The following is a 25,369-nucleotide window of genomic DNA, read 5'->3' as shown; positions in this document are numbered from 1 at the left end:
GAAAGCCCTGGTCAGGACCTCCGGCAGGCCCTCCGCCAGGGGCCCCGGAGGTTGCCTCCCCGTAAGGCACGTAGACTGGGGTGAGGCCGTGGCGTGTTGTTTGCCCGGCAGGGCACGCGTGCCGGACCGTACGCGCGGCCATCCACTCTTCCCGGGAGAAGCGCAGCTCGTATGCCCACGCGCCATGACATTCGTAATGTTGCCATCGTCGCCCACGTCGACCACGGCAAGACCACCCTGGTCGACGCCATGCTCAAGCAGGCCGGCTCCTTCGCCGCGCATGCGGCAGAGTCCCTCGACGACCGCATGATGGACTCGAACGACCTGGAGCGTGAGAAGGGCATCACGATCCTGGCCAAGAACACGGCCGTCAAGTACCACCCCAAGGATGGCGGCGACGTCATCACCATCAACATCATCGACACCCCCGGCCACGCCGACTTCGGTGGTGAGGTCGAGCGCGGCCTGTCGATGGTGGACGCGGTCGTCCTCCTCGTGGACGCCTCCGAGGGCCCGCTGCCGCAGACCCGCTTCGTGCTCCGCAAGGCGCTGTCCGCGAAGATGCCCGTGATCCTGTGCATCAACAAGACGGACCGTCCTGACTCGCGTATCGCCGAGGTCGTCGACGAGACGTACGACCTCTTCCTGGACCTGGACGCGGACGAGGACCAGATCGAGTTCCCGATCGTCTACGCCTGCGCCCGTGACGGCGTCGCCTCGCTGACCAAGCCGGAGGACGGCACCGTCCCGGCCGACAGCGAGAACCTGGAGCCGTTCTTCTCCGCGATCCTGGACACCGTCCCGGCTCCGCTGTACGACGAGGACGCCCCGCTCCAGGCTCACGTCACGAACCTGGACGCCGACAACTTCCTCGGCCGTATCGCGCTCTGCCGTGTCGAGCAGGGCGAGCTGCGCAAGGGCCAGACCGTCACGTGGATCAAGCGTGACGGCTCGCAGTCCAACGTCCGCATCACCGAGCTGATGATGACGGAGGCGCTCACCCGCAAGCCCGCCGAGAAGGCGGGCCCCGGTGACATCTGCGCCATCGCCGGTATCCCGGAGATCATGATCGGTGAGACCCTCGCCGACCCCGAGAACCCGATCGCGCTCCCGCTGATCACGGTCGACGAGCCCGCGATCTCCATGACCATCGGCACCAACACCTCGCCGCTCGTCGGCAAGGGCGGCAAGGGCCACAAGGTCACCGCCCGCCAGGTGAAGGACCGTCTGGACAAGGAGCTCATCGGTAACGTGAGCCTGAGGGTCCTCGACACCGAGCGCCCCGACGCCTGGGAGGTCCAGGGCCGTGGTGAGCTCGCGCTCGCCATCCTGGTCGAGCAGATGCGCCGCGAGGGCTTCGAGCTGACCGTCGGCAAGCCCGAGGTCGTCACCAAGCAGGTCGACGGCAAGACGTTCGAGCCGATCGAGCGCATGACGATCGACTCGCCCGAGGAGCACCTCGGCGCCATCACGCAGCTGATGGCGACCCGCAAGGGCCGCATGGAGACGATGACCAACCACGGCTCCGGCTGGATCCGCATGGAGTGGATCGTTCCTTCGCGTGGCCTCATCGGCTTCCGTACGGAGTTCCTGACCCAGACCCGCGGCACCGGCATCGCGCACTCGATCTTCGAGGGTCACGAGCCGTGGTTCGGCGACCTGCGCACCCGTCACAACGGCTCGCTGGTCGCGGACCGCGCGGGCACGGTCACGCCGTTCGCGATGGTCAACCTCCAGGAGCGCGGTGTCATCTTCACCGAAGCCACCACCGAGGTGTACGAGGGCATGATCGTCGGTGAGAACTCGCGCGCCGACGACATGGACGTGAACATCACCAAGGAGAAGAAGCTCACCAACATGCGTGCGGCTTCCGCGGACACGACCGAGAACGTCGTGCCCGCCCGCAAGCTGTCGCTCGAGCAGTCCCTGGAGTTCTGCCGCGACGACGAGTGCATCGAGGTGACCCCGGAGACCGTGCGTATCCGCAAGGTCGTCCTGGACGCCAAGCAGCGCGGCCGCTCCGCCTCGCGCGCCAAGCACGGCTAAGGACGTGGCAAAGCCCGGCTAAATCTTTCGGCCGGGCCCCTCCACGGCACAACTGCCGTGGACGCCAGGCGAATTCGGCACCTGAGGCCGGTTTCCGCCCCTCCCCCCGGGGAGCGGCGGGACCGGCCTCTCGCGCGTCTGTCGGGGTTACCCCCTTGCGCGGCCCTCAGCGGCACTACGCTGGCCCAGATCTCCGTGGGTGACGGTTCTGCCCCGTCGCGACTCTCCGCGCATCTACGCGCGTCCACAGGTCCGCCTCCTCGAAGGCGTCGCGAGCCGTCTCCGAGCGTCCCCGACGCGCTTCTCCGCAACTTGTTTTCCCGGACCATCTGTCCGGAATACGGACACCGTTGACCGTTAGATGTGTAACACGTCCGTTTCGCAACCATCTATCTCGGATCGGTTTGTCCGGATTTTGGAAGATGTACGCACCAGGTGTGATTGAACCGAGACCAAAAGAGTGTGGTCGGGCGGTACCTCATGGCTAATAGTTGACCGCGTATAGCTCGGGTCAATGGGTCACGCGCTGTGGGGAGCGCCGACTCACGAGCACACTGGGGTACTTGATCTACGCGCCGTCAGGGGTGTCGGCGCGGATTCCCGTACCCCCTCTTGTAGTGAACAAGTGGACTCATGAGGAGGAACCCCATGCGTGGTGCCAAGAGCGCCAAGTGGGTCGCGATAGCGGGTGTCGTGGCGCTGACGGCAACGGCCTGCGGCGGCGGCAGCGACAGCGGCAACAGCGGCAAGGTCGACCCCAAGGGGATCGTCAGTTACGCCAACGGTGAGCCGCAGAACGCCCTGCAGCCCGCCAACACCATGGAGGCGTACGGCAGCGTCGTCATCGACTCGCTCTTCACGGGCCTGGTCCACTACGACAAGCAGGGCAACATCACCTACGAGAACGCCGAGTCGGTCACCCCCGACAAGGCGAACAAGGTGTGGACCGTCAAGCTGAAGCCGGGCTGGAAGTTCCACAACGGTGAGGCTGTCACCGCGAAGTCGTACGTCAACGCCTGGAACTGGGCGGCCGACCCGGCCAACGGTCAGCAGAACAGTGCCTGGTACCGCGACATCGTCGGTTACGACAAGGTCCACCCCGAGAAGGGGAAGGCCAAGTCGAAGGCGATGGAGGGCCTGAAGGTCGTCGACGACAACACCTTCACCATCACGCTGAACACGGGCATCCCGTACTACGCGTACAAGCTCGTCTACTCGCCCTTCTTCCCGATGCCCTCGGCAGCGCTGAAGGACCCGAAGAAGTACGGCGAGGCGCCGGTCGGCAACGGCCCCTACAAGTTCAAGAGCTGGGACCACAAGAAGTCGGTCCAGGTGACCGCGTGGTCCGGCTACAAGGGCGCCAGCAAGCCGAAGAACGGCGGCGTCAACTTCAAGGCGTACACGACGCCGCAGGCCGCGTACAACGACCTGCGCTCGGACAACGTCGACTCGATGCCGATCATCCCGGACAGCGAGCTCGCGAACTTCAAGCAGGACTTCGGCGACCGCGCCATCGAGCAGGACTTCTCGGCGATCAACACGGTCAACCCGGCGTTCTACAGCAAGACGTTCAAGGACGTCGACGTCAAGGTCATCCAGGGCCTCTCGATGGCCATCGACCGCGACACCATCGCCAAGACCACCTTCGCCGGTACGCGTGAGTCCGCCACCGGCTGGGTCGCCAAGGGCGTCAAGGGCTACCAGGCCGACGCCTGTGGTGAGTACTGCAAGTTCAACGCCAAGAAGGCGAAGCAGTACATCAAGGACGGCGGCGGCGTCCCGGGTAACAAGATCTCCATCCAGTACAACGCCGACCAGCCGCACAAGGGCTGGGTCACGGCGGTGTGCAACAGCATCACCAAGGCGACCGGCGTGGCATGCGTCGGCGACCCGAAGACCGACTTCCAGGCCGACACCGAGGTGCGGGACAAGAAGCAGGTCAAGGCGATGTACCGCTCTGGCTGGGTGCTCGACTACCCGTTCAACGGCAACTTCCTCGCCGACCTCTACGGGACCGGCGTCGACGGCAACAAGGGTGGCTTCTCGGACAAGAAGTTCGACGAGCTGACCAAGAAGGCCGACTCGGCCAAGACCGTCGATGAGTCCGCGAAGCTCTACCAGGCCGCTGAGAAGCGCTTGGCCGAGACCTTCCCGGGTATCCCGCTCTGGTACAACAAGGTGCTCTCCGCGTCCTCCAAGAACGTGAAGAACGTCAAGTTCGACCAGGCCGGGGACCCCGTCCTCACGGACATCCAGGTCTTCGAGAAGTAGGCGTCGGAGCCCAGTTCCCGAAGCGACGCCCGGCGATCCCGGGCGTCGCTTCGGGCGGCTCCGGATTGGACGGAGGCACCAATGGGGCGTTATGTCGCGAGGCGACTGCTCCAGATGATCCCGGTTTTCATCGGGACGACCCTGTTGATCTTCATCATGGTCAACGTGCTCCCCGGCGACCCCGTACGGGCGCTGTGGGGCGACAAGCCGCCGGACCCGGCGCAGGTGGCGCAGATTCGCCATGACCGTGGTCTGGATCTGCCGCTCTGGCAGCAGTACTTCCACTACATGGGTGGCCTGCTGCAAGGGGACTTCGGCAAGACGATCGCCGGTAACAGACCCGTCCTGGACGAGATCACCCAGGCGTTCCCGGTCTCGATCCGACTGGCCTCCATGGCCTGGACGTTCGAGCTCATCGTCGGCATCACGCTCGGCGTCCTCGCCGGCATCAGGCGCGGCCGTCTCGTGGACAACTCGGTCACGCTCTTCACGCTCCTGGTGATCTCCACTCCGATCTTCGTGGTCGGTCTGTTGTGCCAGCTGTTCTTCGGCAATGAGCTGGGGTGGATCACACCCACGGTCCAGGACTCCGAGAACATGGGCCAGCTGCTGGTTCCCGCGATCGTGCTCGGCATGGTCGGCCTCGCCTACGTGGCAAGACTGACCCGTACGTCGATCGCCGAGAACCGGCAGGCGGACTACATGCGCACCGCTGTGGCCAAAGGCCTGCCGCGCCAGCGCATCATCACCCGGCATCTGCTGCGCAACTCGCTGATCCCCGTGGTGACGTACCTCGGTACGGACGTCGGTGCCCTGATGGGCGGCGCGGTCATCACCGAGGGAATCTTCAACGTGACGGGCGTCGGCAACCTCCTCTTCCAGGCTCTCGCCCGCCGTGAGGGCGCGGTCATCGTCGGGATCGTCACGGTCCTGGTGCTCGTGTACCTCGCAGCCAGCCTGATCGTCGACCTGCTTTACGCGGTCCTGGACCCGAGGATCCGTTATGCCTGACCTCACCAAGACCTCGGCCACGGACGAGGAGACCACGGCGGCGGACTCCGCCCCCGTGGACGCGATCGCCGCCGGCCCCGCACCGGGCAAGCCGCGAAGCCTCTGGAACGACGCGTGGCGGGAGCTGCGGCGCAATCCGCTCTTCGTCATATCCGCGGTCCTGATCTTCGTCCTGCTCCTGGTGGCGGCCTTCCCCGGCCTGTTCACCGGCACGGACCCGGGCTCCGGCGACCAGGTCAACCACTTCCTGGGGAAGCCCGAGCTCAGCCACTTCTTCCAGGCGGACTGGTTCGGGTACGACAGGGTCGGCCGCAGCATCTACTCCCGTGTCGTGCACGGCGCGCGCAACTCGATCCTCGTCGGCGTCGGCGTGACCATCCTGGTCACCCTCTTCGGCGGACTGTGCGGCATGCTCGCGGGCTACTTCGGCGGCTTCTGGGACAGCCTCATCTCCCGGCTCACCGACGTGTTCTTCGGCATCCCGTTCCTGCTCGGTGCGATGGTCGTCCTGAACGCCTTCACCGACCGCACGGTGTGGGTCGTCATGGGCGCGCTCGCCTTCCTGGGCTGGACGCAGATCGCCCGCGTGATGCGCGGCGCGGTGATCACCACCAAGCACGCCGACTATGTGATGGCGGCACGCGCGCTCGGCGCCGGGACGAAGCGGATCCTCTTCCGCCACATCCTGCCGAACGCGCTGGCTCCGGTGATCGTCGTGGCGACCATCTCGCTCGGCACGTACATCGTGGCCGAGTCGACGCTGTCGTATCTGGGCCTCGGCCTCGGTGACGGCGCCATCTCCTGGGGCGGCGACATCTCCGACGCGACGCAGGACATCCGGAACAACCCGCACACGCTGTTCTTCCCGGCAGGAATGCTGAGTATCACGGTGCTGGCGTTCATCATGATGGGTGACGCCGTACGCGAAGCCCTCGACCCGAAGCTGCGCTGAGGGAGGCGTAAATGACCAGCATCGATATCAAGGAAGACTCGGTTCCCGCCCCCCGCTCGGGCGAGGAAAAGGGTGGCAGGCTCCTGGACGTCAAGGACCTGCACGTCGAGTTCCACACCCGCGAGGGTGAGGTAAAGGCAGTCAACGGCGTCAACTACAGCGTGGACGCGGGCGAGACGCTCGCCGTCCTCGGTGAGTCGGGCTCCGGCAAGTCCGTGACGGCCCAGGCCATCATGGGCATCCTCGACATGCCGCCGGGCAAGATCCCGCAGGGCGAGATCCTCTTCCGCGGCCAGGACATGCTGAAGATGTCCAACGAGGAGCGCAGGAAGATCCGCGGCCGCAAGATCGCCATGATCTTCCAGGACGCCCTTTCGTCGCTCAACCCCGTGCTCTCGGTGGGCTATCAGCTCGGCGAGATGTACCGGGTGCACGACGGGCTCAGCCGGAAAGAGGCGAAGGCCAAGGCCATCGAGCTGATGGAGCGGGTGAACATCCCGGCCGCCAAGGAGCGGGTGAACGACTACCCGCACCAGTTCTCCGGCGGTATGCGTCAGCGCATCATGATCGCGATGGCGCTCGCCCTGGAGCCGGACCTGATCATCGCCGACGAGCCGACGACGGCTCTCGACGTGACGGTCCAGGCGCAGGTCATGGATCTGCTCGCCGACCTCCAGCGCGAGTACAACATGGGCCTGATCCTGATCACCCACGACCTCGGTGTGGTCGCCGACGTCGCGGACAAGATCGCGGTCATGTACGCGGGCCGGATCGTCGAGACGGCCCCGGTCCACGAGCTCTACAAGCGCCCCGCGCACCCGTACACGCGCGGTCTGCTCGATTCGATTCCCCGTCTCGACCAGAAGGGCCAGGAGCTCTACGCGATCAAGGGCCTGCCGCCCAACCTGCTCCACATCCCGTCCGGCTGTGCCTTCAACCCGCGCTGCCCCAAGGCGCAGGACATCTGCCGCACGGACGTTCCGGCCCTGGCGCCGGTGAGCGAGCAGGACGGCGCGGAGCTGCCGGGCCGCGGCAGCGCGTGCCACTTCTGGAAGGAGACGATCCATGGCTGAGCGCAAAGGGACTGACGAGCCTCAGGACGCGACCCCGAACGTCTCCGAGGTGGAAACGCTCGACGCGGCCACCCCCGACGACGCCGTAGCGGCCATCGAGGCACCGGTCGAGCGCGGCGAGCCCATCCTCCAGGTCCGCAACTTGGTGAAGCACTTCCCGCTCACGCAGGGAATCCTCATCAAGAGGCAGATCGGCGCGGTCAAGGCGGTCGACGGCATCTCGTTCGACCTGTTCCAGGGCGAGACGCTCGGCATCGTGGGCGAGTCGGGCTGTGGCAAGTCCACGGTCGCCAAGCTCCTGATGACGCTGGAGCGTGCCACGGCGGGCGAGGTCTTCTACAAGGGCCAGGACATCACCAAGCTGTCCGGGCGTGCGCTGAAGGCGGTCCGCCGCAACATCCAGATGGTGTTCCAGGACCCGTACACGTCGCTCAACCCGCGTATGACGGTCGGCGACATTATCGGGGAGCCGTTCGAGATCCATCCCGAGGTGGCTCCCAAGGGCTCGCGCCGCCAGAAGGTCCAGGACCTCCTGGACGTGGTGGGCCTGAACCCGGAGTACATCAACCGCTACCCGCACCAGTTCTCGGGCGGTCAGCGCCAGCGCATCGGCATCGCGCGCGGTCTGGCCCTGAACCCCGAGATCATCATCTGCGACGAGCCGGTCTCGGCGCTCGATGTGTCGGTGCAGGCACAGGTCATCAACCTGATGGGGCAGTTGCAGGACGAGTTCAACCTCTCCTACCTCTTCATCGCGCACGACCTGTCGATCGTCCGGCACATCTCGGACCGCGTGGGCGTGATGTACCTCGGCAAGATGGCGGAGATCGGCTCGGACGAGCAGATCTACGAGCACCCGACGCACCCGTACACGCAGGCGCTGCTCTCCGCGGTGCCGGTGCCGGACCCGCAGGCACGCGAGGGCCGCGAGCGGATCATCCTCACCGGTGACGTCCCGTCCCCCGCGAACCCGCCCTCGGGCTGCCGCTTCCGCACCCGCTGCTGGAAGGCGGAGGCGAAGTGCGCGGAGGAGACCCCGCTGCTCGCGATCCCGCAGCGGTTCGCGGGCCAGGACACTCCGGCGGCGCATGAGTCGGCGTGTCACTTCGCCGAGGAGAAGGACGTCGTGCACGCGGCGTAGTCTCGGCGTCGGCTTTCGGCCGTACGTAATGGGGGCGCCCGGAACCACTCGGTTCCGGGCGCCCCCATTTTCGTACGGCTGTCCGGCGAAGGTGATCTGGATCGGGGCCACGGTCATCTTCGTATGGCAGATGAGGAGTACCGCGAGGGTGTTGCGGCGGGTGCCGGCGCGCGGTCGCGCCGGTGGACAGCTCACGCCGGCGCCCCCAGAGCCGCCCTGTGTTCCAGCTCGAACCAGGTCGCCTTGCCCCTGCCGAGGCTGTGTGTGCAGATGCCCCAGGCGTCGGCGCCGCAGGAGATGAGCTGTATGCCCCGGCCGGTCTCGTCGTCGTGGGTGGGGGACCGGCGGGCGGGGAGGCCCGGCGCCTCGTCATGGACGAGGACGCGAAGGCGCCCGTCGGCGGCCGCCCAGCCCGCCGACAGGGTTACCGGGGCCGTGCACTGCTTGGCCGCGCAGGCGTTGATCGCGTTCGTGACGGCTTCCGAGGTCAACAGGACCGCTGTGTCCGTGAGCTCGGTATGACCCGTTGCGGCGAGGAGGGTCCGGACGGTCTCGCGTGCGGCGCGGACCCATGCCGGGTGGGGCGGGAAGACGAGGGAGACGTCGGTGGGATGCGGGTGGGCTCGGTCCTCCATGAGGGCCTCCTGGGGGCGCGGCGTCGCGGTGACCGTTGTCCGCCAACTTCGTTGTGGGCGGGGGTACTTCCTGTCGGCGGCGCGGGCTGTTGGGTCGCCTCTGAAGGTAGGGAAAAGTTTTCCTTACCCGCAACCATTTCCCCGTGAGGCCACTCAAGTGGGTGACTTGCGATTCGGTTGGTGGACCGCAGAGTTCAAGGTCGGCAGACTGCCCGCAGATGCGAGGAGGAGTGCATGGCGCCGAGGAGCAACCCCAGTGAACGCCAACGGCGGCTGGGGGCCGAGCTGCGCAAACTGCGTAATCGGGCAGGGCTGTCGGGCGATCAGGCCGCCGTGATTCTCGATGCGGATCGGGCGCGGATCAGCAACATCGAGGCGGGGCGGATCGATGTCTCGCGGAACCGGCTCTACAAGTTGCTGCGGGAGTACGGGTGCCCGGACGGGCCCTACTTCGATGGGCTCATGGAGATGGCGCAGGGGCGGGGGACCGGGTGGTGGGACGAGTTTCGCGATGTCGTCGCGCCAATCGCCTGCGACCTGGCTGAGCTGGAGGAACGCTCGACAGCTCTGCGAACTCATGACCCATTATTCGTTCCGGGCATGCTCCAGACGCGCGAATACGCGCACGCAGTGATCAGTGAGTCGGAACCTGACCCTCAACGGGCTGACAGGTTCGTGGACTTCCGCCTGCATCGGCAGCGCGTACTCTCCGTGGGATCGCAGGTTGCGTACCGGGCGATCATTCATGAAGCCGCGTTGCACGCGCAGATCGGCGGGCCGCAGGCCATGCGCAAGCAGCTGCTGCGGTTGATTGAGGTGGCGAGGCTGCCCAACGTAACGGTGCAGGTCTTCCCTTTCGAAGCGGGTGCGTACTCCGCCTACAGCCGATCCTTTGCCATCTTCGGAGGCGTCGACACCGAGCTGGACACGGTGTATCTGGAGCACCCCATCGAGTCGGTGTTCTTGCGGGATGGTGAACTGGTCGATGAATACGCGAAGATGTTCGAAAGGCTCTCAAGTCTGGCTCTCGCCCCCATCGACCCGGAGTCCGCTCCGGAATCACACGAGACCCGGGACTCCCTGAGCTTGATCCAGCACGTGATGTACAGCCTGTGAGGAATTCCATGACCGAGCTCGTGTGGCAGAAGTCTTCGTTCAGCGGTGGCGGTAATGGCGAGTGCGTCGAGCTGGCCACAGCCCCCACCGGAGGCGTCCACTTCCGCGAGAGCGACGAGCCCGCCCGGATCGCCACCGCGAACCCTGTCGCCATGAGGGGGCTGTTCAGCGCCATCAGGCGCGGCAGCTTCAGGCAGGCGTGATGCCGCGACAGCTGGCCGCAGGCCCCACCGGCGTCAAGTCGGGCGGCACCGTGCCGGCCGCCTTCTCCGCCCCGGATATGGCGAGACAGGCCGACGAGCCGGTCAACTCGGCGGCGATGACGCCCCGCTGGGGAACGTCACCCGTAGGCGCGGTCACGGCTGGCGTCGGACCCGGGCGCCCCGGCGCCGTAGCTCAGAGCTCGCCCCCAGGTCCCGGCCTTCCGTAGCGCCGGAACGCGGCAGTTTCCACCGTCCAGGGGCCGAACGGCACCGCGTCGCCGAAGATGTACGGCTCCTTGTTCCCGTACCGGCCCGCGCACGGCTCGGAGTGCACTTCGATCGTGCCGGTACGGGGGTCGACGATCATGTAGTGGCCGATGCCCATGGCGGGGTACTCGGTCAGCTTCTCGCCGTAGTCGTTGTTCGGGTTGGACGGGGAGACGATCTCGATGACAGCCAGTACCTGTGTGGCGTCCACGGCGAGGCCCTCCTCGTCGAGCACGGCCTCAGGGATCACGAGGGCGTCCGGGCGGCGCATGCGGCCGATCGAGGGGTGCTCGATCTCGGGGCCGTTCGCGCACACGTAGCCGGGATGGGTGACGAGGAGCTGCTTGTCCAGTTGCTTGCAGATGCGGCGGACCGTGCCCTCGTGGCGTTTCGAGGGGCACATCATGGCCAGTACTGGTCCCGACGGTCCGATCTCTACACGCCAGGTCCCCTCAAGGCCCTCGGCATAGGCTCCGAGCTCCTCGGCGATCGCGCGCATCTTCGCGTAGTCCATGTTCTGACGGTAGCGAGCGGCTGACCGCCTCTTCGCCTGTCGACCTCCCCCCCCATTTTCGTACGTAACATCTGGGCGCCGCCGAGCGTGTCTATGACAGAAGCGGAACCTAGGGACGGACGGGGGACTATGACGACACGGCCGGAAGCTGTGCATCGATACGTGGATCGAGCCGCGGAGTTCGACGCGTTCTACGCCGCCACCGCCAAGAGGCTGGTCGCCGCGGTCTATGCGATGACCGGTGATCTGACGGAGGCGGAGGACGCGGTGCAGGAGGCGTATGTGCGGGCGTGGCAGCGGTGGGAGCGGCTGACGCGGGCGGGGGATCCGTTGCCCTGGGTCAGGACGGTGGCGTCCCGGCTCGCGATCAGTACGTGGCGCAGGACGCGCAACCGGCTGCGGGCGCAGTTGAGGCACGGAGTCGCGGCGGACGTGCCGGAGCTCTCCGCCGACCGGGTGGCGTTGGTGGAGGCGCTGCGTGAACTGCCGCCGCAGCAGCGGCAGGCAGTGGTGCTGCATCACCTGCTCGACCTGCCCCTGGAGCAGGTGGCCGAGGAGACGGGCGCGTCCAACGGCGCCGTCCGCACCCGGCTGAGCCGGGCCCGCAAGGCGCTGGGGGAGCGCTTGAGCGACGTGACCGACACGACTGCTTTCACCGCGGAAGGGGCGGCCCGCCATGGCTGAGGTCGAAGAACTGCTGGACGACGTCACGGTACGGATGCCGAGCGGGGCGGAACTGCGGGCGCGGGGCGGGCGGCGGACCGTGCGGCGGCGGGTCGCTGTGGCCGCGGCGGTCACGGCGATGGTCGCGGGAGCGGTGACATGGGCGGTGATGCCCGGCGGTGGGGGAAGGGACGGTGACGGCAGGGAGGTGCGGCCCGCGGCCACGCCGACGGAGAACCCCTTCAAGGTGGGCGGTGTCGTACGCCTGCTGCAGCCCGACCTGATGCCGCAGGCCACGAAGTGGCACTGGAAGGGGCAGGAGGAGGAGAACATGCCGGACCTCCCGCTGCCGAAGGTGGGCGATGACAACAGCTGCCCGGGCTCGTACGCCGGTCGGAAGGCGCCGAACCAGGTTCAGTACGGCACGGAGTACTACAGCGACAAGGGCGCCACCGCCAGGCAGCGTGTCACCGAGTACGACAGCGCGTCCGTAGCGGCGGGCGAGGTGTCACTCCTGCGTGACGCGCTGACGGAATGCGGCCTCCGCGAGCACGTGGAGCGCGCGGAAGGGGCGGCCCCCTACTGGTCCGGCACCACCGAGTCCGCCTCGCGGCTCCGCGTCAGCGTCGAGCGGTGGCGCGGGTGGGTGTCCGTGGTGGAGGTGGAGGCGGAGGCGGATGGGCGTGGCTGACGGGGTTCGTGGCCTTCGGGCGTGGAGTGAACGGGACGCGCTCGCCGGGGCTCTCCCGGCTGGAGCGGGGGCGGCCGGTATCCGTCCCGTATGACGCCAGGGTTTGCAGAGAAGTCCCGCCACCGGGCGGCTCCCCCTGGGGCGATACCGGGACGTTGCTGCAAGCCGCGCGCTCACTCGGCGGTGCCGAGCCGCGCTCGGGCTTCGCGCGAGTGCCGTAACGCGCGTCCCGGAAGGGTGACTCCCGAGTGCGGTATGTCAGGTATGGGTTGATATTGGGCGTACATGACGTGTGATCGTTTAGAGGAGGCACTCCATGCGTGGAGCCACGCACGCCAAGTGGGCCGCATGTGCGGTGACCGTCGCCCTCGCGGCGACCGCCTGTGGTGGAGGCGGCGACAGCGGCGGCGGTGGTGGCGACGGCTCCGGGATCGTGGGTTCCTCATGGGGCGATCCGCAGAACCCGCTGGAGCCCGCCAACACCAATGAGGTGCAGGGCGGCAAGGTGCTCGACATGATCTTCCGGGGCCTCATGCGGTACGACCCGAAGTCCGGCGAGGCCAAGAACATGATCGCCGACAAGATCGACACCAAGGACTCGCAGAACTTCACCGTGAAGATCAAGGACGGGTGGAAGTTCAGCAATGGCGAGAAGGTGACTGCCAAGTCCTTCGTCGATGCCTGGAACTACGGCGCCCATCTGAAGAACAACCAGAAGAACGCCTACTTCTTCGGCTACATCGACGGCTACGACAAGGTCCACCCGGAGAAGGGCGACGCCACGGCCGACAAGCTCTCCGGCCTGAAGGTCGTCGACGACACCAGCTTCACCGTCAAGCTCTCGCAGAAGTTCTCCACCTGGCCCAAGACCCTCGGCTATCCGGCCTTCGCGCCACTGCCCAAGGCGTTCTACGACGACCACGACGCCTGGCTCAAGAAGCCCGTCGGCAACGGCCCGTACACCGTGGACTCGTACGACAAGGGCTCCAAGATGTCCCTGCGCAAATGGGGCGGCTACAAGGGCGACGACAAGGCGAAGAACGGCGGTGTGGACCTGAAGGTCTACACCGACAACAACACCGCCTATACGGACCTCATGGCGGGGAACCTCGACCTCGTCGACGACGTTCCGGCGTCGCAGCTCAAGAACGCCAAGAGTGACTTGGGTGATCGTTACATCAACACCCCCGCGGGGATCATCCAGACGCTCGCTTTCCCGTTCTACGACAGCAAGTGGTCCAAGGACGGGATGGAGAAGGTCCGGCAAGGGCTCTCCATGGCGATCAACCGTGAGCAGATCACCGAGACCATCTTCCAGAAGACCCGTACCCCGGCCACCGACTGGACATCACCGGTCCTCGGCGAGGCCGGCGGCTACAAGTCCGGGCTCTGCGGCGACCCCTGCAAGTACGACGCCGCCAAGGCGAAGAAGCTGGTCGCGGACGGCGGCGGAATTCCCGGCGGCACGCTGAAGATCACCTACAACGCGGACACCGGCTCGCACAAGGAATGGGTCGACGCGGTCTGCAACTCCATCAACAAGGCCCTCGGGAAAGACAAGGCCTGTGTCGGAAACCCGGTCGGCACCTTCGCCGACTTCCGCAGCAAGGCCTCCCAGCAGAAGCTGGACGGCGCCTGGCGCGCGGGCTGGCAGATGGACTATCCGCTGATCCAGAACTTCATGCAGCCGCTGTACTACACGGACGCCCCGTCCAATGACGGCAAGTGGTCGAACGAGGAGTTTGACAAGCTCGTCGACAAGGCGAACTCCGAGACCGACACCGGCAAGGCCGTCAGCACCTTCCAGGACGCCGAGAAGGTCCTCGCCGACCAGATGCCGGTCATTCCGCTCTGGTACCAGAACGGCAGCGCCGGCTACTCGGACAAGGTCTCCGACGTGGCACTGAACCAGTTCAGCGTCCCGGTCTACAACGAGATCAAGGTCAGCTGAGGCCCAGGGAGCGGTGGGGGGGGGGGGGCCGCCCGGCCCGCCCCCCCCCGAGATGGCGGGGGCCGCCCGGGGGGGGGGGGGGCGGGGGCCCCCCCCCCCCCCACCGCTCCCATTACTTCCGGAGCCCCTCATGGGACGTTATGTGATCCGGCGTCTGCTGCAGATGATCCCGGTCTTCTTCGGCGCCACGCTGCTGATCTTCCTGATGGTGAACGTGATGGGCGACCCCATCGCGGGCCTGTGCGGGGACCGCAAGTGCGATCCCGCGACGGCCGTCCAGCTGAAGAAGGAATTCGGCCTCGATAAGCCCGTGTGGCAGCAGTACCTGACGTACATGGGCAATGTCTTCACCGGCGACTTCGGTACCGCCTTCAACGGTCAGAAGGTCACCGAGCTGATGTCGACGGCCTTCCCGCTCACGATTCGGCTGACCCTCGTCGCCATCGTCTTCGAGATCGTCATCGGAATCTCGCTCGGGGTCGTGACCGGGCTGCGGCGCGGGCGTCCCGTCGACACCGTCGTCCTGCTTCTGACGCTCGTCGTCATCGCCATTCCCACCTTCGTCACCGGCCTGCTTCTGCAACTGCTCCTCGGCGTCGAATGGGGGGTGATGAAACCCTCCGTCTCCTCGGAGGCGCCCGTCAACGAACTCATCGTGCCGGGGCTCGTTCTCGCCTCGGTCTCTCTGGCGTACGTCACCCGGCTCACCCGTACGTCCATCGCCGAGAACCGCCGTGCGGATTACGTCCGTACGGCCATCGCGAAGGGGCTCCCGAGGCGCCGCGTCATTACCCGGCATCTGCTGCGCAATTCACTCATCCCGGTGGTCACCTTCATCGGCACGGACATCGGCGCACTGATGGGCGGCGCGATCGTCACCGAGCGGATCTTCAATATCCACGGCGTCGGATTCCAGCTCTACCAGGGAATTCTCCGGCAGAGCACGCAGACCGTCGTCGGCTTCGTGACCGTCCTCGTCCTGGTCTTCCTGGTGGCCAACCTCATCGTCGACCTCCTGTACGCCGTACTCGACCCGAGGATCCGTTATGCCTGAGCCCCGCGATCCGAACGGACCGGACGGTGCCATCGCCGCGACCGGTGCCGGGGGTGCGATGGACCTCGCGGCGACCGAGGGGACGACGCTCGACAGGACCCCGGGCGGTCCCGAAGGCACCGGTCCTGCGGGGCATGCCCGCAGCCTGTGGTCCGACGCCTGGCATGAGCTGCGACGGAACCCGGTCTTCATCATCTCCGGCCTCATCATTCTCTTTCTCGTCTTCATCTCGCTCTGGCCGTCCGCGATCGCCTCCGGGAACCCCCTCGACTGCGACCTCGCCAACTCCCAGAAGAGCTCCAGCTCCGGCCATCCCTTCGGCTTCGACGGACAGGGCTGCGACGTCTACACGCGGACCGTCTACGGGGCCCGTGCCTCGGTCACCGTCGGTGTGTGCGCCACGCTCGGTGTCGCGATCCTGGGCAGCGTGCTCGGCGGGCTCGCGGGGTTCTTCGGCGGGGTCTGGGACGCGATCCTCTCCCGGATCACCGACGTCTTCTTCGCCATCCCCGTCGTACTCGGCGGCCTGGTGCTCCTGTCCGTCGTCACCAGCAGCACCGTCTGGCCGGTGATCGGCTTCATGGTGCTCCTGGGCTGGCCGCAGCTCTCGCGCATCGCCCGCGGATCCGTGATCACCGCCAAGCAGAACGACTACGTCCAGGCGGCGCGCGCGCTCGGCGCCTCCAACTCGCGGATGCTGCTTCGGCACATCGCGCCGAACGCGATCGCGCCGGTCATCGTGGTGGCCACCATCGCGCTCGGCACGTACATCGCCCTGGAGGCGACCCTCTCGTACCTCGGTGTGGGTCTGAAGCCGCCGACCGTGAGCTGGGGCATCGACATCTCGGCCGCATCCCAGTACATCCGCAACGCCCCGCACATGCTGCTCTGGCCCGCGGGAGCCCTTGCGATCACCGTGCTCGCGTTCATCATGCTCGGCGACGCGGTGCGCGACGCCCTCGACCCGAAGCTGAGGTAGGCGCCCATGGCAACCGTGGCATCCGAGGGAGCAGAGGGATTCGAGGCGCCCGTCGACGGGGCGTCCAAGCTGCTCGAAGTGCGCGACCTGCACGTGGAGTTCAGGACCAGGGACGGCGTCGCCAAGGCCGTCAACGGCGTCGACTACAGCGTCGCCGAGGGCGAGACGCTCGCCGTGCTCGGCGAGTCCGGGTCCGGCAAGTCCGTGACCGCGCAGGCCATCATGGGCATCCTCGACATGCCGCCCGGGAAGATCACCGGCGGCGAGATCCTCTTCAAGGGCCGGGACCTCCTGAAGCTCAAGGCGGAGGAGCGGCGCAAGACGCGCGGCACGGGCATGGCGATGATCTTCCAGGACGCCCTGTCGTCGCTGAACCCGGTGCTCAGCGTCGGCCAGCAGCTCGGCGAGATGTACGTCGTCCACCAGGGGATGTCCCGCAAGGACGCCAAGGCCAGGGCGATCGAGCTGATGGACCGGGTGCGCATCCCGGCCGCGAAGGAACGGGTCGGGCAGTACCCGCACCAGTTCAGCGGCGGCATGCGCCAGCGCATCATGATCGCCATGGCGATGGCCCTCGAACCCTCGCTCATCATCGCCGACGAACCGACCACCGCCCTCGACGTCACCGTCCAGGCCCAGGTGATGGACCTCCTCGCCGAGCTCCAGCGCGAGCTGAACATGGGCCTGATCCTCATCACCCACGACCTGGGCGTCGTGGCGGACGTCGCCGACAACATCGCCGTCATGTACGCGGGCCGCATCGTCGAGAAGGCCCCTGTCCACGAGATCTACCAGGCCCCCGCGCACCCGTACACGCGCGGCCTCCTGGAATCCATCCCGCGCCTCGACCAGAAGGGCCAGGAGCTCTACGCGATCAAGGGCCTGCCGCCCAACCTCATGCACATCCCGCCGGGCTGCGCCTTCAACCCCCGCTGCCCGATGGCACAGGACGTCTGCAGGACCGATGTGCCGCCGCTCTATGACGTGGCGTACGAAGGCCTCGCCGCCGACCGCCGGAGCGCCTGCCACTTCTGGAAGGAGACGCTCGATGCCGCACGGTGAGCACGTCAGCAGGAAGCAGCTTGAGGAGGAGGGCGAGACCGCACGGCAGCTGATGCACAAGGCGCGGGCCGAGAACGACTTCGCCGCGCACGGATCGGCGTCGGGCCGTGAGCCGATCCTCCAGGTGCGAGGTCTGGTCAAGCACTACCCGCTCACCCAGGGCATCGTCATCCGCAAGCAGGTCGGCGCGGTCAAGGCCGTCGACGGTGTCGACTTCGACCTCGGGCGGGGCGAGACGCTCGGCATCGTGGGGGAGTCCGGCTGCGGGAAATCGACGGTCGCGAAGATGCTGGTGAATCTGGAGCGGCCCACGGCGGGCGAGATCCGCTACAAGGGCGAGGACATCAGCAAGCTGTCCGGGCGGGCGCTGAAGGCCGTGCGCCGCAACATCCAGATGGTCTTCCAGGATCCGTACACATCGCTCAATCCCCGTATGACGGTCGGCGACATCATCGGTGAGCCCTACGAGATCCATCCCGAGGTCGCTCCGAAGGGGTCGCGGCGGCAGCGGGTGCGGGAGCTCCTTGACGTGGTCGGGCTGAACCCCGAGTACATCAACCGCTATCCGCACCAGTTCTCCGGCGGTCAGCGCCAACGGATCGGGATCGCGCGGGGACTCGCGCTGCGGCCCGAGATCATCGTGGCCGACGAGCCGGTCTCCGCGCTCGACGTCTCGGTGCAGGCGCAGGTCGTCAACCTCCTCGACCGGCTGCAGAACGACTTCGACCTGTCGTACGTCTTCATCGCCCACGACCTGTCGATCGTGCGGCACATCTCCGACCGGGTGGGCGTGATGTACCTGGGGCGGATCGTCGAGATCGGCTCCGACGAGGAGATCTACGAGCATCCGACGCATCCGTACACGCAGGCGCTGCTCTCCGCCGTGCCGGTGCCCGATCCCGCGGCGCGGGAGCACCGGGAGCGGATCATTCTGAGCGGGGATGTGCCTTCGCCGGCCAATCCGCCCTCGGGGTGCCGGTTTCGTACGCGGTGCTGGAAGGCGCGGGAGCGGTGCGCGCTGGAGGTGCCGCTGCTGGCCGTTCCGGCGGAGTTCCGGCTGGCCGAGGGGCCGGAGGCGCATGACTCGGCCTGTCACTTCGCGGAGGAGAAGCAGGTGGTTCCGTAGGGGGCCTGCGAGGCTTTCCCCGAGCCGGACGGGCTGAAAGATTTCAGCCCGTCCGGCGTTTGAGGACGAACTCGGCGGAGCCGGTGATGACGGCAACCAAGGCCCCCGCGCCATCGGGTTTTCGGGAAGGGGCGGGGTCGGGGATGAAACAAGAGGGCAACCCCGCCGACCCAGCATCGCCACACGCGCCCGGCAGGCTTACGAACGTACGGCCGTGCGGGTGCCGTAGATCGGCCGGGGTTCGCCATGTCGCCCCGGCCGATCGCCCTGCTCCGGGGCTACTGCAGGCCCAGTGAACGCTTCAGGAAGTCCACCTGGAGCAGCAGGAGATTCTCCGCCACCTGTTCCTGCGGAGTCATGTGCGTGACCCCGGAGAGCGGGAGCACCTCGTGCGGGCGGCCGGCCGCCAGCAGCGCCGACGACAGGCGCAGCGCGTGCGCCACCACCACGTTGTCGTCCGCGAGGCCGTGCACGATCATCAGCGGGCGGTGCGGCACCTCGGGCGAGACGAGGCCCTCCTCGGTGACGAGAGAGCTCAGGGCGTACGGCGTGGGGTCCTCGGCGGGGTTCCCCAGGTACCGCTCCGTGTAGTGCGTGTCGTACAGCTGCCAGTCCGTCACCGGCGCCCCCGCCACCCCCGCGTGGAAGACGTCGGGGCGGCGCAGGACCGCGAGCCCGGCGAGGTAACCGCCGTAGGACCAGCCCCGGATGGCGACCCGGTCGAGGTCCAGGGGGAAGGACGCGGCCAGGCCCTGGAGCGCGTCCACCTGGTCGTCCAGGGTGAGCGTGAAGTCCCGCCGGATCTCCTTCTCCCAGGCGGGGGAGCGCCCCGGAGTGCCCCGGCCGTCCGCGATGACCACCGCGAATCCCTGGTCGGCGAACCACTGGGACGTGAGGTAGGGATTGTGGGCGGCGAGGACCCGCTGGCCGTGCGGGCCGCCGTACGGGTCGAGGAGCACGGGCAGCGGGCCCGAGCCCTCCTCGTAGTCCCTGGGGAGCAGAACGGCGCACGGGATCTTGCGTGCGCCCCCCTCGGTGAGAGTCACGCGCGGTGTGAGCCCCGGATGCTGTGCGTGTGAGGCGACGGTCGCCACCCGCTTGCCCTCGTGCAGTACCTGGACACGGGCGCCCGGATGGTCGAGGGTGGCCGACACGAGGACCGTGAGGCCGCCCGCGCGCACCGCCGAGTGCACCCCGGGTTCGGCGGAGACGCGCTCGACCCCCAGTTCGTTGACGCGGTAGACGTGCACCTCGCCGGTCTCCGGGACGGGGGCGGCCGCACCCGCCGACGCCGAGATCAGGACATCGTCGTCCGCCACGTCGAGCACCGCGCGGACATGCAACTGGGGACCCGTGAGCGGGCGTTCGCCTACTGCCAGGACCCGCGCGCCGCCCTCGTCCACGATTCGCACAAGCCGTCCGCTGGGGGACCAGGAGGGGGCGCCGGGGAAGAGTTCCAGCCACTGCGGATCCTCTTCCGCGTGCACCATACGGGTCGATCCGTCGTCCGGGTCGACCGCCAGGTAGAGCTGGCTGAGCTGGTCCCTGGACTGGACGAGGAGCAGCGGCGCCCCGGCCGACGACCAGTGCACCCGCGCCAGATACGGGTAGCGGGCGCGGTCCCACATCACCTCGGTGCGCGCGCCGTCCAGGGTCACGACGAAGAGGCGCACATCCGCGTTGGCCGTGCCCGCCGCCGGGTACGCGACCCGTGTGGGCTCCGTCTCGGGGTGCGCCGGATTGGCGATCCACCAGCGCCGCACAGGGGCGTCGTCGGCGCGTGCGACAAGGAGGCGGTCCGATTCGGGCGACCACCAAAAGCCCCGCGAACGCTGCATCTCCTCGGCCGCGATGAACTCCGCGAGGCCGTACGTCACGGTCTCCTTCTCGGCGGAGTCCGGCTCCGGCGCCGCAAGGGCACGGTCGCCCGTCCCGTCGGCGCCCGTGACCCGCAGGGCGCCCCCGGCGACGTACGCGATGTGGCGGCCGTCGGGCGAGGGACGCGGGTCGATCACCGGGGCGGGGGCGGGCAGTTCGCGTGCCGTGCCCGCGCGCAGCTCCGCCGCGAAGAGCCGTCCGGAGAGCGTGAAGGCGGCGAGTTCCACCGTCGAGTCCGTCGCGTACCCCACGATGCCCGCACCGCCCTCGCGGCTGCGCTCACGGCGGGCGCGTTCCTCGGCGGAGAGGCGCTCGGTGGCGCCCTTCAGGAGCGTTCCGGGATCGGCCGCGACCCGCTCGACCGCGCCGTCCTCAAGGTCCAGGACCCAGAGTTGGCTGGCCCGGTCGGTGCCGGAGGACGAGCGCAGGAAGGCGATGCGGGATCCGTCAGGCGCCACCGTGAACGCGCGGGGCGCACCGAGAGTGAAGCGTTGCGTGCGGGCGTGCAGACGAGGGAAGGAGAGCCGCTGCGTCTGGCTCTCGGCGTGCCCGGCGGTGGCGGGCGTCTCGGTGGTCATCCTCCGAGCCTATGGGGCATGCGCCCCCTTGTGCTGCCGTGCTCCGAGTCATGCGGACCCACGGATAGTTATGATCCGTAGCGCTTAGTGGGTATGTACCTGCTGGCGTCCGCACTGGTGCAGGGTCTGGGACTTGGAGGTGACCGTCGTGGCACTCTCGATTTCGGCGGTGGTGCTACTGGCGATCATTGTCTTCTTGCTGATCAAGAAGTCAGGATTGAAAGCCGGCCACATGATCGTCTGTGTACTGCTCGGCTTCTATCTGGCGAGCTCCTCCATCGCGCCGACGATCAACGAGCTGACGACCAACGTGGCGGGGATGATCGGCGACATTAAGTTCTGATCCGCTCGCGGCGCGTTCTGATCGGTGCGCATCACGTTCTGATCAGTGCGCGGGGTGCTCGTAGGGTGGTCCCATGACGGAACTGCCCGCCCGGCGTCTGCTGCTCGTGCACGCGCACCCCGACGACGAGTCGATCAACAATGGCGCGACGATGGCCGCGTACGTGGCCGACGGCGCCCATGTCACGTTGGTGACCTGCACGCTGGGCGAGGAGGGCGAGGTCATCCCGCCCGAGCTCGCCCATCTCACGGCCGACCGCGAGGACGTGCTCGGCCCGCAGCGCATCGGCGAGCTGGCCGCCGCGATGAAGGAGCTGGGGGTCACCGACCACCGCTTCCTCGGCGGCACAGGACGCTACCGCGACTCCGGGATGATGGGCATCGAGCAGAACCACCGGGCGGGCGCCTTCTGGTCCGCCGATCTCGACGCCGCGGCGGCGGACCTCGTCGAGGTGATCCGCGAGGTGCGTCCGCAGGTCCTGGTGACGTACGACCCGGACGGCGGATACGGCCACCCCGATCACATCCAGGCCCACCGGGTCGCGATGCGCGCCGCTGACCTCGCGGCCGAGGGCGCCTTCCGCGCGGATCTCGGCGAGCCGCACACCATCGGCAAGATCTACTGGAACCGTGCGCCGCGCTCCGTCGTCGAAGAGCGGTTCCGGTGGATGGAGGGCGCCCTGCGGCACTCTCCGTTCACCACCCCCGGCGTGGTCGCGGACGTGCCCGGTGTGACGGACGACGAACGGATCACGACGGAGATCGACGGGACGGATTTCGCGCGGGCGAAGGCGGCGGCGATGCGCGCGCACGCCACGCAGATCGAGGTGCAGGGCCCGCTCTTCGTCCTGTCGAACGGGCTCGCGCAGCCGATCTTTGATGTCGAGTACTACGAGTTGGTGCGAGGAGAGGCCGGTGCGGTGGACGGCGAGCGTGAGACGGACCTGTTCGCGGGTCTCGAAGGCGCGGGGCGCGGCGCGGGGCACGGAGGGGTGACGGCGCTGTGAGTACTCGTTCGCGTGCGGCATCGTCCGCGGGGCCGTCTTCCAGGGGGCCGTCTTCCGCGACTCCGCCCCCGGGAGGCAGCGCGCTCGCCCAGCCGCTCGATTTCGGCCGTCTTGCCGCTTACGCGGGGCTCTTCGTGCTCGGTGCGGCCGTCGGCGTGGCCGGCGCGCTCGTCCAAGGGGGCTGGTTCCCGGGCGGGTTGCTGCTCGCGCTCGTCGGGGCCGCCGGACTCTTCCACGGAGGGGTGCGTGCCGTCGGCGGCAGAGCGGGGGCGGTGGCGCCCGCGGCGGGCTGGCTCGTCGCCGTCATACTGCTCACGGCCAGCCGGCCCGAGGGGGACTTCCTCTTCGGCGCCGGACTTGGTTCGTACGCCTTCCTGCTCGGCGGAATGGCGGTCGCTGTGATGTGTGCCACCCTCGGCCTGCGGCCGCAACCAGGCGGGCCCGCCGCCCGACTTGGCAAGTGACGTACCACTTCAGCCCGTGTCCCACACGGGTTTGACGGCGGTCACAGAATGAGTGCCGACGGCGGCCAGTATGGTGGTGCGCGCCGCCGAGCCGCCCGAGTGAGGTCGAGACGGGCGGCGGAGCCAACCGGGAGAACCTGCCTTGAGTCGTGAAACTGACAGTTCGTCCTCCGGGCCCCAGGGGCGCGGTGGAGCCGCTTACCCCTCGGGGACGCCGCCGTACGGCTCCCCGGCGCAGGGCGCCGGGCCGGACGGCGACGTGGAGGGCGCGCAGCGGCAGGCCGCCGAAGAGCGGCCCGACGAGCCCAAGACCGAGACCACGCTGACCACGCGCGTCCGGATCAACATCCCCGGGTCGCGTCCCATCCCGCCGGTCGTCATGCGCACGCCCGTCGCGAGCAGCGACGTGAACGCGCCGCGTCCGCAGGACACGGGCCGCGCCGCGGACGGATCCGACGCCGGGGACGGCGCGGGGCGTCCGGGAGCCGCGAACGGCGCAGGGGGTTCCGGTTCCGCCGGGACGCCCGGTTCGGGCTCCGCGCCCGCCGCGCCGTCCGCCGCCGGTCCTTCGTCCCCTGCCGCCGCGCCGGAGGAGAAGACGAGCGACTGGTTCGCGCCGCGCAAGAGCGGTGGCACCATCGGCGGGAACGGCGTGTCCGGGGCGGCCGGTTCGTCCGCTGGCCCGTCCGCCGGTCCGCCGACCGGTCCGTCCGCCGGTTCTGGAGCGGGTGGCTCCGGTACGGCCTCCTTCGACGTGTCCGGTGCTGTGGCGTCGGGCCCGCTCGGCGCGGGTGCGACGCCAGGCGGCGGAGACCCTCAGCGCGGGGACCTGCCGTACTTCTCCGAAGGCGCGGGAGGCGCGGGAGGCGCAGCGGGCGACGCAGGCCGCGGTCCTTCGGGCCCGACCAGCGGACCGGTGACCGGTGACGGCCCGATGGCGCCGAACCCGGCCGGCCGGGCCAACCCTTCCGACCCGGCGAACCAGGCCAACCCGGCAGGCCGGGCGAACCCGATGGCCCCGCCGAACTCGGGCGGTCCCGGCAACCCGGGCAAGCGCCCCAACCCGGCCAACCCCGCCGCCCGTTCGGGCGCGGGCCCGGGCGCCCCCGCCATGAGCGACGACACCGCCATCCTCACCCCGCAGAAGGCGGGCCCGGTGCACGGCGGCCCCGGCTCCATCCCCGGCGGCCCGAGCGCGCCCTCGCCCGGCGCGAACGTCTCCGGCGACACCCTGACCAGCGGCATCCCCGTCGTACCGCCCGCACAGAACTCACCGTTCCCCGCGGGCCCGCAGACCGACGGACCCGTGCCGCACACCCCGCCCAAGCTGCCCGAGCCGGTGCAGCCGAACGTGCCCGTCGCCGCGGCCCCGGCCAAGAAGAAGGGGCGCAACAAGCTCGTTCTCGTGGGCGCCCTCGTGGTCGTCGTCGCCTGCGGCGCATACGGCGCCGGTCTGTTGATGAACCACGCCGACGTACCGAAGGGCACCACCGTGCTCGGCGTCGACATCGGCGGCGGCACGCGCGACGAGGCCGTCAAGAAGCTCGACGCGGCGATCGGCGAGCGCGTCACCAAGCCCCTGAAGCTGTCGGTCGACGGCGAGGCGGTCACACTCAAGCCGGACCAGTCGGGCCTGACCCTGGACAGCCAGGCGACCGTCCGCGAGGCGGCGGGCAGTGACTACAACCCCGTGTCGGTGATCGGATCGCTCTTCGGCGGCGAGCGCGTCGCCGAGCCGGTCATGCCCGTGGACGAGGAGAAGCTGGCGGCCGCCCTGGAGCGCGCCGCGGGCGGCTCGGGCTCGGCCAAGGAGGGCTCGGTCCAGTTCGTGCCCGGCAAGGCCGTCCCCGTGTACGGCAAGGAGGGCAAGGGCATCGACGTCGCCGCGTCGACGAAGGCCGTCTCGCAGGCGTACGAGAAGCAGGTCGCGACCGGCAGCGCGGGCACGGTCCAGGTGCCCACCACCACGCGCAAGCCGACCGTCGCGAACGCCGAGGTCGACAAGTTCATGACGCGCTTCGCGAAGCCCGCCATGTCCGCCAACGTCACGATCAAGGCGGGCAGCGCGTCGATCCCGTTCGGCCCGGCCAAGTCGCTGCCGAAGGTGCTTGAGACACAGGTGCTGAAGAACGGCACGCTGCAGGTGCACTACAACACCGCCGAGCTCAAGAAGCTCTACGGCAACGTCTTCGACGGCATCCTGATCCAGCGCGGCAACGGCGACAAGACGCCGGTCCAGCCGACGGACGTGGCCCAGGCGATGAACAAGGCGCTGATCGGCAAGACGCCGGCCGAGCGGATCGGCGTGATCGAGACCAACGGCAGCTGATTCCCGCACACGCGGG

At 68.3% G+C, this 25,369-nt stretch carries 23 protein-coding genes; 19 read left to right on the top strand and 4 right to left on the bottom strand.

Annotated features, from left to right (window positions below; translation table 11 throughout):
• The first annotated feature begins 171 nt into the window (after positions 1-171).
• The 6 genes from typA (at position 172) to ACFVXC_RS10340 (ending at position 8,494) form a co-directional block, all read left to right on the top strand.
• Entirely contained in the window at positions 172-2,046 is a 1,875-nt protein-coding gene (gene typA / locus ACFVXC_RS10365) for a translational GTPase TypA (RefSeq protein ID WP_389903620.1), read from the top strand.
• A 648-nt stretch (positions 2,047-2,694) separates the two neighbouring features.
• Entirely contained in the window at positions 2,695-4,317 is a 1,623-nt protein-coding gene (locus ACFVXC_RS10360; RefSeq protein ID WP_389903617.1) for an ABC transporter substrate-binding protein, read from the top strand.
• A gap of 81 nt (positions 4,318-4,398) precedes the next feature.
• A complete protein-coding gene (locus tag ACFVXC_RS10355; RefSeq protein WP_389903615.1) occupies positions 4,399-5,328 on the top strand; it encodes an ABC transporter permease in 930 nt (309 codons plus the stop codon).
• Entirely contained in the window at positions 5,321-6,280 is a 960-nt protein-coding gene (locus ACFVXC_RS10350) for an ABC transporter permease (protein ID WP_389903613.1), read from the top strand. Before ACFVXC_RS10355 ends, ACFVXC_RS10350 begins: the two co-directional genes overlap by 8 nt.
• 11 nt (positions 6,281-6,291) lie before the next feature.
• A complete protein-coding gene (locus ACFVXC_RS10345; RefSeq protein ID WP_389903611.1) occupies positions 6,292-7,353 on the top strand; it encodes an ABC transporter ATP-binding protein in 1,062 nt (353 codons plus the stop codon).
• Complete coding sequence (locus ACFVXC_RS10340; protein ID WP_389903609.1) at positions 7,346-8,494, top strand: ABC transporter ATP-binding protein; 1,149 nt, start codon at positions 7,346-7,348, stop codon at positions 8,492-8,494. The genes ACFVXC_RS10345 and ACFVXC_RS10340 overlap by 8 nt, the downstream gene beginning before the upstream one ends.
• 191 nt (positions 8,495-8,685) lie before the next feature.
• Here the strand turns inward: ACFVXC_RS10340 and ACFVXC_RS10335 are convergent, their stop codons facing one another.
• Entirely contained in the window at positions 8,686-9,129 is a 444-nt protein-coding gene (locus ACFVXC_RS10335; RefSeq protein WP_389903606.1) for an ATP-binding protein, read from the bottom strand.
• Positions 9,130-9,363: 234 nt separating this feature from the next.
• On the opposite strand from ACFVXC_RS10335, the gene ACFVXC_RS10330 reads away from it, so the two are divergent.
• Together ACFVXC_RS10330 and ACFVXC_RS10325 are read left to right on the top strand one after the other, a co-directional pair.
• The gene (locus tag ACFVXC_RS10330) at positions 9,364-10,245 is read left to right on the top strand and encodes a helix-turn-helix domain-containing protein (RefSeq protein ID WP_389903603.1); all 882 of its coding nucleotides are present in this window, start codon (positions 9,364-9,366) and stop codon (positions 10,243-10,245) included.
• Between the two features lie 8 nt (positions 10,246-10,253).
• Positions 10,254-10,448 (top strand): DUF397 domain-containing protein, encoded by a 195-nt coding sequence (locus ACFVXC_RS10325; protein ID WP_389903601.1) that lies wholly within the window; start codon positions 10,254-10,256, stop codon positions 10,446-10,448.
• Here ACFVXC_RS10325 and ACFVXC_RS10320 read toward each other — a convergent pair.
• Entirely contained in the window at positions 10,435-10,605 is a 171-nt protein-coding gene (locus ACFVXC_RS10320; RefSeq protein WP_389903599.1) for a hypothetical protein, read from the bottom strand. The genes ACFVXC_RS10325 and ACFVXC_RS10320 overlap by 14 nt on opposite strands.
• Positions 10,606-10,641: 36 nt before the next feature.
• Positions 10,642-11,229 (bottom strand): Uma2 family endonuclease, encoded by a 588-nt coding sequence (locus tag ACFVXC_RS10315; protein ID WP_389903597.1) that lies wholly within the window; start codon positions 11,227-11,229, stop codon positions 10,642-10,644.
• Between the two features lie 129 nt (positions 11,230-11,358).
• Between ACFVXC_RS10315 and ACFVXC_RS10310 the strand changes: the two genes are divergently transcribed.
• The 7 genes from ACFVXC_RS10310 to ACFVXC_RS10280 all read left to right on the top strand — a co-directional run bounded on the left by ACFVXC_RS10310 (position 11,359) and on the right by ACFVXC_RS10280 (position 18,755).
• Positions 11,359-11,913 (top strand): SigE family RNA polymerase sigma factor, encoded by a 555-nt coding sequence (locus ACFVXC_RS10310; RefSeq protein WP_389903596.1) that lies wholly within the window; start codon positions 11,359-11,361, stop codon positions 11,911-11,913.
• Positions 11,906-12,583, top strand: a complete 678-nt coding sequence (locus ACFVXC_RS10305; RefSeq protein ID WP_389903593.1) for a hypothetical protein — start codon at positions 11,906-11,908, stop codon at positions 12,581-12,583. The genes ACFVXC_RS10310 and ACFVXC_RS10305 overlap by 8 nt, the downstream gene beginning before the upstream one ends.
• A gap of 316 nt (positions 12,584-12,899) precedes the next feature.
• Positions 12,900-14,534, top strand: a complete 1,635-nt coding sequence (locus ACFVXC_RS10300) for an ABC transporter substrate-binding protein (RefSeq protein WP_389903591.1) — start codon at positions 12,900-12,902, stop codon at positions 14,532-14,534.
• A gap of 130 nt (positions 14,535-14,664) precedes the next feature.
• Entirely contained in the window at positions 14,665-15,588 is a 924-nt protein-coding gene (locus ACFVXC_RS10295) for an ABC transporter permease (RefSeq protein ID WP_389903589.1), read from the top strand.
• Positions 15,581-16,567: an ABC transporter permease gene (locus ACFVXC_RS10290; protein ID WP_389903586.1), complete on the top strand. Its 987-nt coding sequence runs from the start codon at positions 15,581-15,583 to the stop codon at positions 16,565-16,567. The genes ACFVXC_RS10295 and ACFVXC_RS10290 overlap by 8 nt, the downstream gene beginning before the upstream one ends.
• Positions 16,568-16,573: 6 nt before the next feature.
• Complete coding sequence (locus tag ACFVXC_RS10285) at positions 16,574-17,629, top strand: ABC transporter ATP-binding protein (protein WP_389903583.1); 1,056 nt, start codon at positions 16,574-16,576, stop codon at positions 17,627-17,629.
• 52 nt (positions 17,630-17,681) lie between these two features.
• Positions 17,682-18,755 (top strand): ABC transporter ATP-binding protein, encoded by a 1,074-nt coding sequence (locus ACFVXC_RS10280; RefSeq protein WP_389904412.1) that lies wholly within the window; start codon positions 17,682-17,684, stop codon positions 18,753-18,755.
• Between the two features lie 278 nt (positions 18,756-19,033).
• Here the strand turns inward: ACFVXC_RS10280 and ACFVXC_RS10275 are convergent, their stop codons facing one another.
• Positions 19,034-21,211, bottom strand: coding sequence for a prolyl oligopeptidase family serine peptidase (locus ACFVXC_RS10275; protein ID WP_389903581.1), 2,178 nt, complete (start codon positions 21,209-21,211; stop codon positions 19,034-19,036).
• A gap of 148 nt (positions 21,212-21,359) precedes the next feature.
• Here ACFVXC_RS10275 and ACFVXC_RS10270 point away from each other — a divergent pair, with 148 nt between their 5' ends.
• The 4 genes from ACFVXC_RS10270 to ACFVXC_RS10255 all read left to right on the top strand — a co-directional run bounded on the left by ACFVXC_RS10270 (position 21,360) and on the right by ACFVXC_RS10255 (position 25,353).
• Positions 21,360-21,554, top strand: coding sequence for a hypothetical protein (locus ACFVXC_RS10270; RefSeq protein WP_389903579.1), 195 nt, complete (start codon positions 21,360-21,362; stop codon positions 21,552-21,554).
• Between the two features lie 73 nt (positions 21,555-21,627).
• On the top strand, positions 21,628-22,560 hold the full coding sequence (gene mshB, locus ACFVXC_RS10265) for an N-acetyl-1-D-myo-inositol-2-amino-2-deoxy-alpha-D-glucopyranoside deacetylase (protein WP_389903576.1): 933 nt from the start codon (positions 21,628-21,630) through the stop codon (positions 22,558-22,560).
• Positions 22,557-23,024 carry a DUF6113 family protein gene (locus ACFVXC_RS10260; RefSeq protein WP_389903574.1) on the top strand — a complete coding sequence of 156 codons (468 nt, stop codon included), beginning with the start codon at positions 22,557-22,559 and terminating at the stop codon, positions 23,022-23,024. Before mshB ends, ACFVXC_RS10260 begins: the two co-directional genes overlap by 4 nt.
• Before the next feature lie 142 nt (positions 23,025-23,166).
• On the top strand, positions 23,167-25,353 hold the full coding sequence (locus ACFVXC_RS10255; RefSeq protein WP_389903572.1) for a hypothetical protein: 2,187 nt from the start codon (positions 23,167-23,169) through the stop codon (positions 25,351-25,353).
• The last annotated feature ends 16 nt before the right edge of the window (positions 25,354-25,369 follow it).

Source organism: Streptomyces sp. NPDC058257, assembly GCF_042881845.1.
GTDB lineage: Bacteria > Actinomycetota > Actinomycetes > Streptomycetales > Streptomycetaceae > Streptomyces.
Note: the sequence above shows the minus strand (reverse complement) of the source record. Positions and strands in the feature narration are given on the sequence as shown.

What these genes read in the sequence shown, in the direction of transcription:
- ACFVXC_RS10280 (WP_389904412.1), top strand. Translation starts at nt 17,682, where the DNA reads ATGCACAAGGCGCGGGCCGAGAACGACTTCGCCGCGCACGGATCGGCG.
- ACFVXC_RS10310 (WP_389903596.1), top strand. Translation starts at nt 11,359, where the DNA reads ATGACGACACGGCCGGAAGCTGTGCATCGATACGTGGATCGAGCCGCG.
- ACFVXC_RS10285 (WP_389903583.1), top strand. Translation starts at nt 16,574, where the DNA reads ATGGCAACCGTGGCATCCGAGGGAGCAGAGGGATTCGAGGCGCCCGTC.
- ACFVXC_RS10360 (WP_389903617.1), top strand. Translation starts at nt 2,695, where the DNA reads ATGCGTGGTGCCAAGAGCGCCAAGTGGGTCGCGATAGCGGGTGTCGTG.
- ACFVXC_RS10345 (WP_389903611.1), top strand. Translation starts at nt 6,292, where the DNA reads ATGACCAGCATCGATATCAAGGAAGACTCGGTTCCCGCCCCCCGCTCG.
- ACFVXC_RS10330 (WP_389903603.1), top strand. Translation starts at nt 9,364, where the DNA reads ATGGCGCCGAGGAGCAACCCCAGTGAACGCCAACGGCGGCTGGGGGCC.
- ACFVXC_RS10295 (WP_389903589.1), top strand. Translation starts at nt 14,665, where the DNA reads ATGGGACGTTATGTGATCCGGCGTCTGCTGCAGATGATCCCGGTCTTC.
- ACFVXC_RS10355 (WP_389903615.1), top strand. Translation starts at nt 4,399, where the DNA reads ATGGGGCGTTATGTCGCGAGGCGACTGCTCCAGATGATCCCGGTTTTC.
- ACFVXC_RS10275 (WP_389903581.1), bottom strand. Translation starts at nt 21,211, where the DNA reads ATGACCACCGAGACGCCCGCCACCGCCGGGCACGCCGAGAGCCAGACG.
- ACFVXC_RS10325 (WP_389903601.1), top strand. Translation starts at nt 10,254, where the DNA reads ATGACCGAGCTCGTGTGGCAGAAGTCTTCGTTCAGCGGTGGCGGTAAT.
- mshB (WP_389903576.1), top strand. Translation starts at nt 21,628, where the DNA reads ATGACGGAACTGCCCGCCCGGCGTCTGCTGCTCGTGCACGCGCACCCC.
- ACFVXC_RS10350 (WP_389903613.1), top strand. Translation starts at nt 5,321, where the DNA reads ATGCCTGACCTCACCAAGACCTCGGCCACGGACGAGGAGACCACGGCG.
- ACFVXC_RS10315 (WP_389903597.1), bottom strand. Translation starts at nt 11,229, where the DNA reads ATGGACTACGCGAAGATGCGCGCGATCGCCGAGGAGCTCGGAGCCTAT.
- ACFVXC_RS10335 (WP_389903606.1), bottom strand. Translation starts at nt 9,129, where the DNA reads ATGGAGGACCGAGCCCACCCGCATCCCACCGACGTCTCCCTCGTCTTC.
- ACFVXC_RS10340 (WP_389903609.1), top strand. Translation starts at nt 7,346, where the DNA reads ATGGCTGAGCGCAAAGGGACTGACGAGCCTCAGGACGCGACCCCGAAC.
- ACFVXC_RS10300 (WP_389903591.1), top strand. Translation starts at nt 12,900, where the DNA reads ATGCGTGGAGCCACGCACGCCAAGTGGGCCGCATGTGCGGTGACCGTC.
- typA (WP_389903620.1), top strand. Translation starts at nt 172, where the DNA reads ATGCCCACGCGCCATGACATTCGTAATGTTGCCATCGTCGCCCACGTC.
- ACFVXC_RS10290 (WP_389903586.1), top strand. Translation starts at nt 15,581, where the DNA reads ATGCCTGAGCCCCGCGATCCGAACGGACCGGACGGTGCCATCGCCGCG.
- ACFVXC_RS10305 (WP_389903593.1), top strand. Translation starts at nt 11,906, where the DNA reads ATGGCTGAGGTCGAAGAACTGCTGGACGACGTCACGGTACGGATGCCG.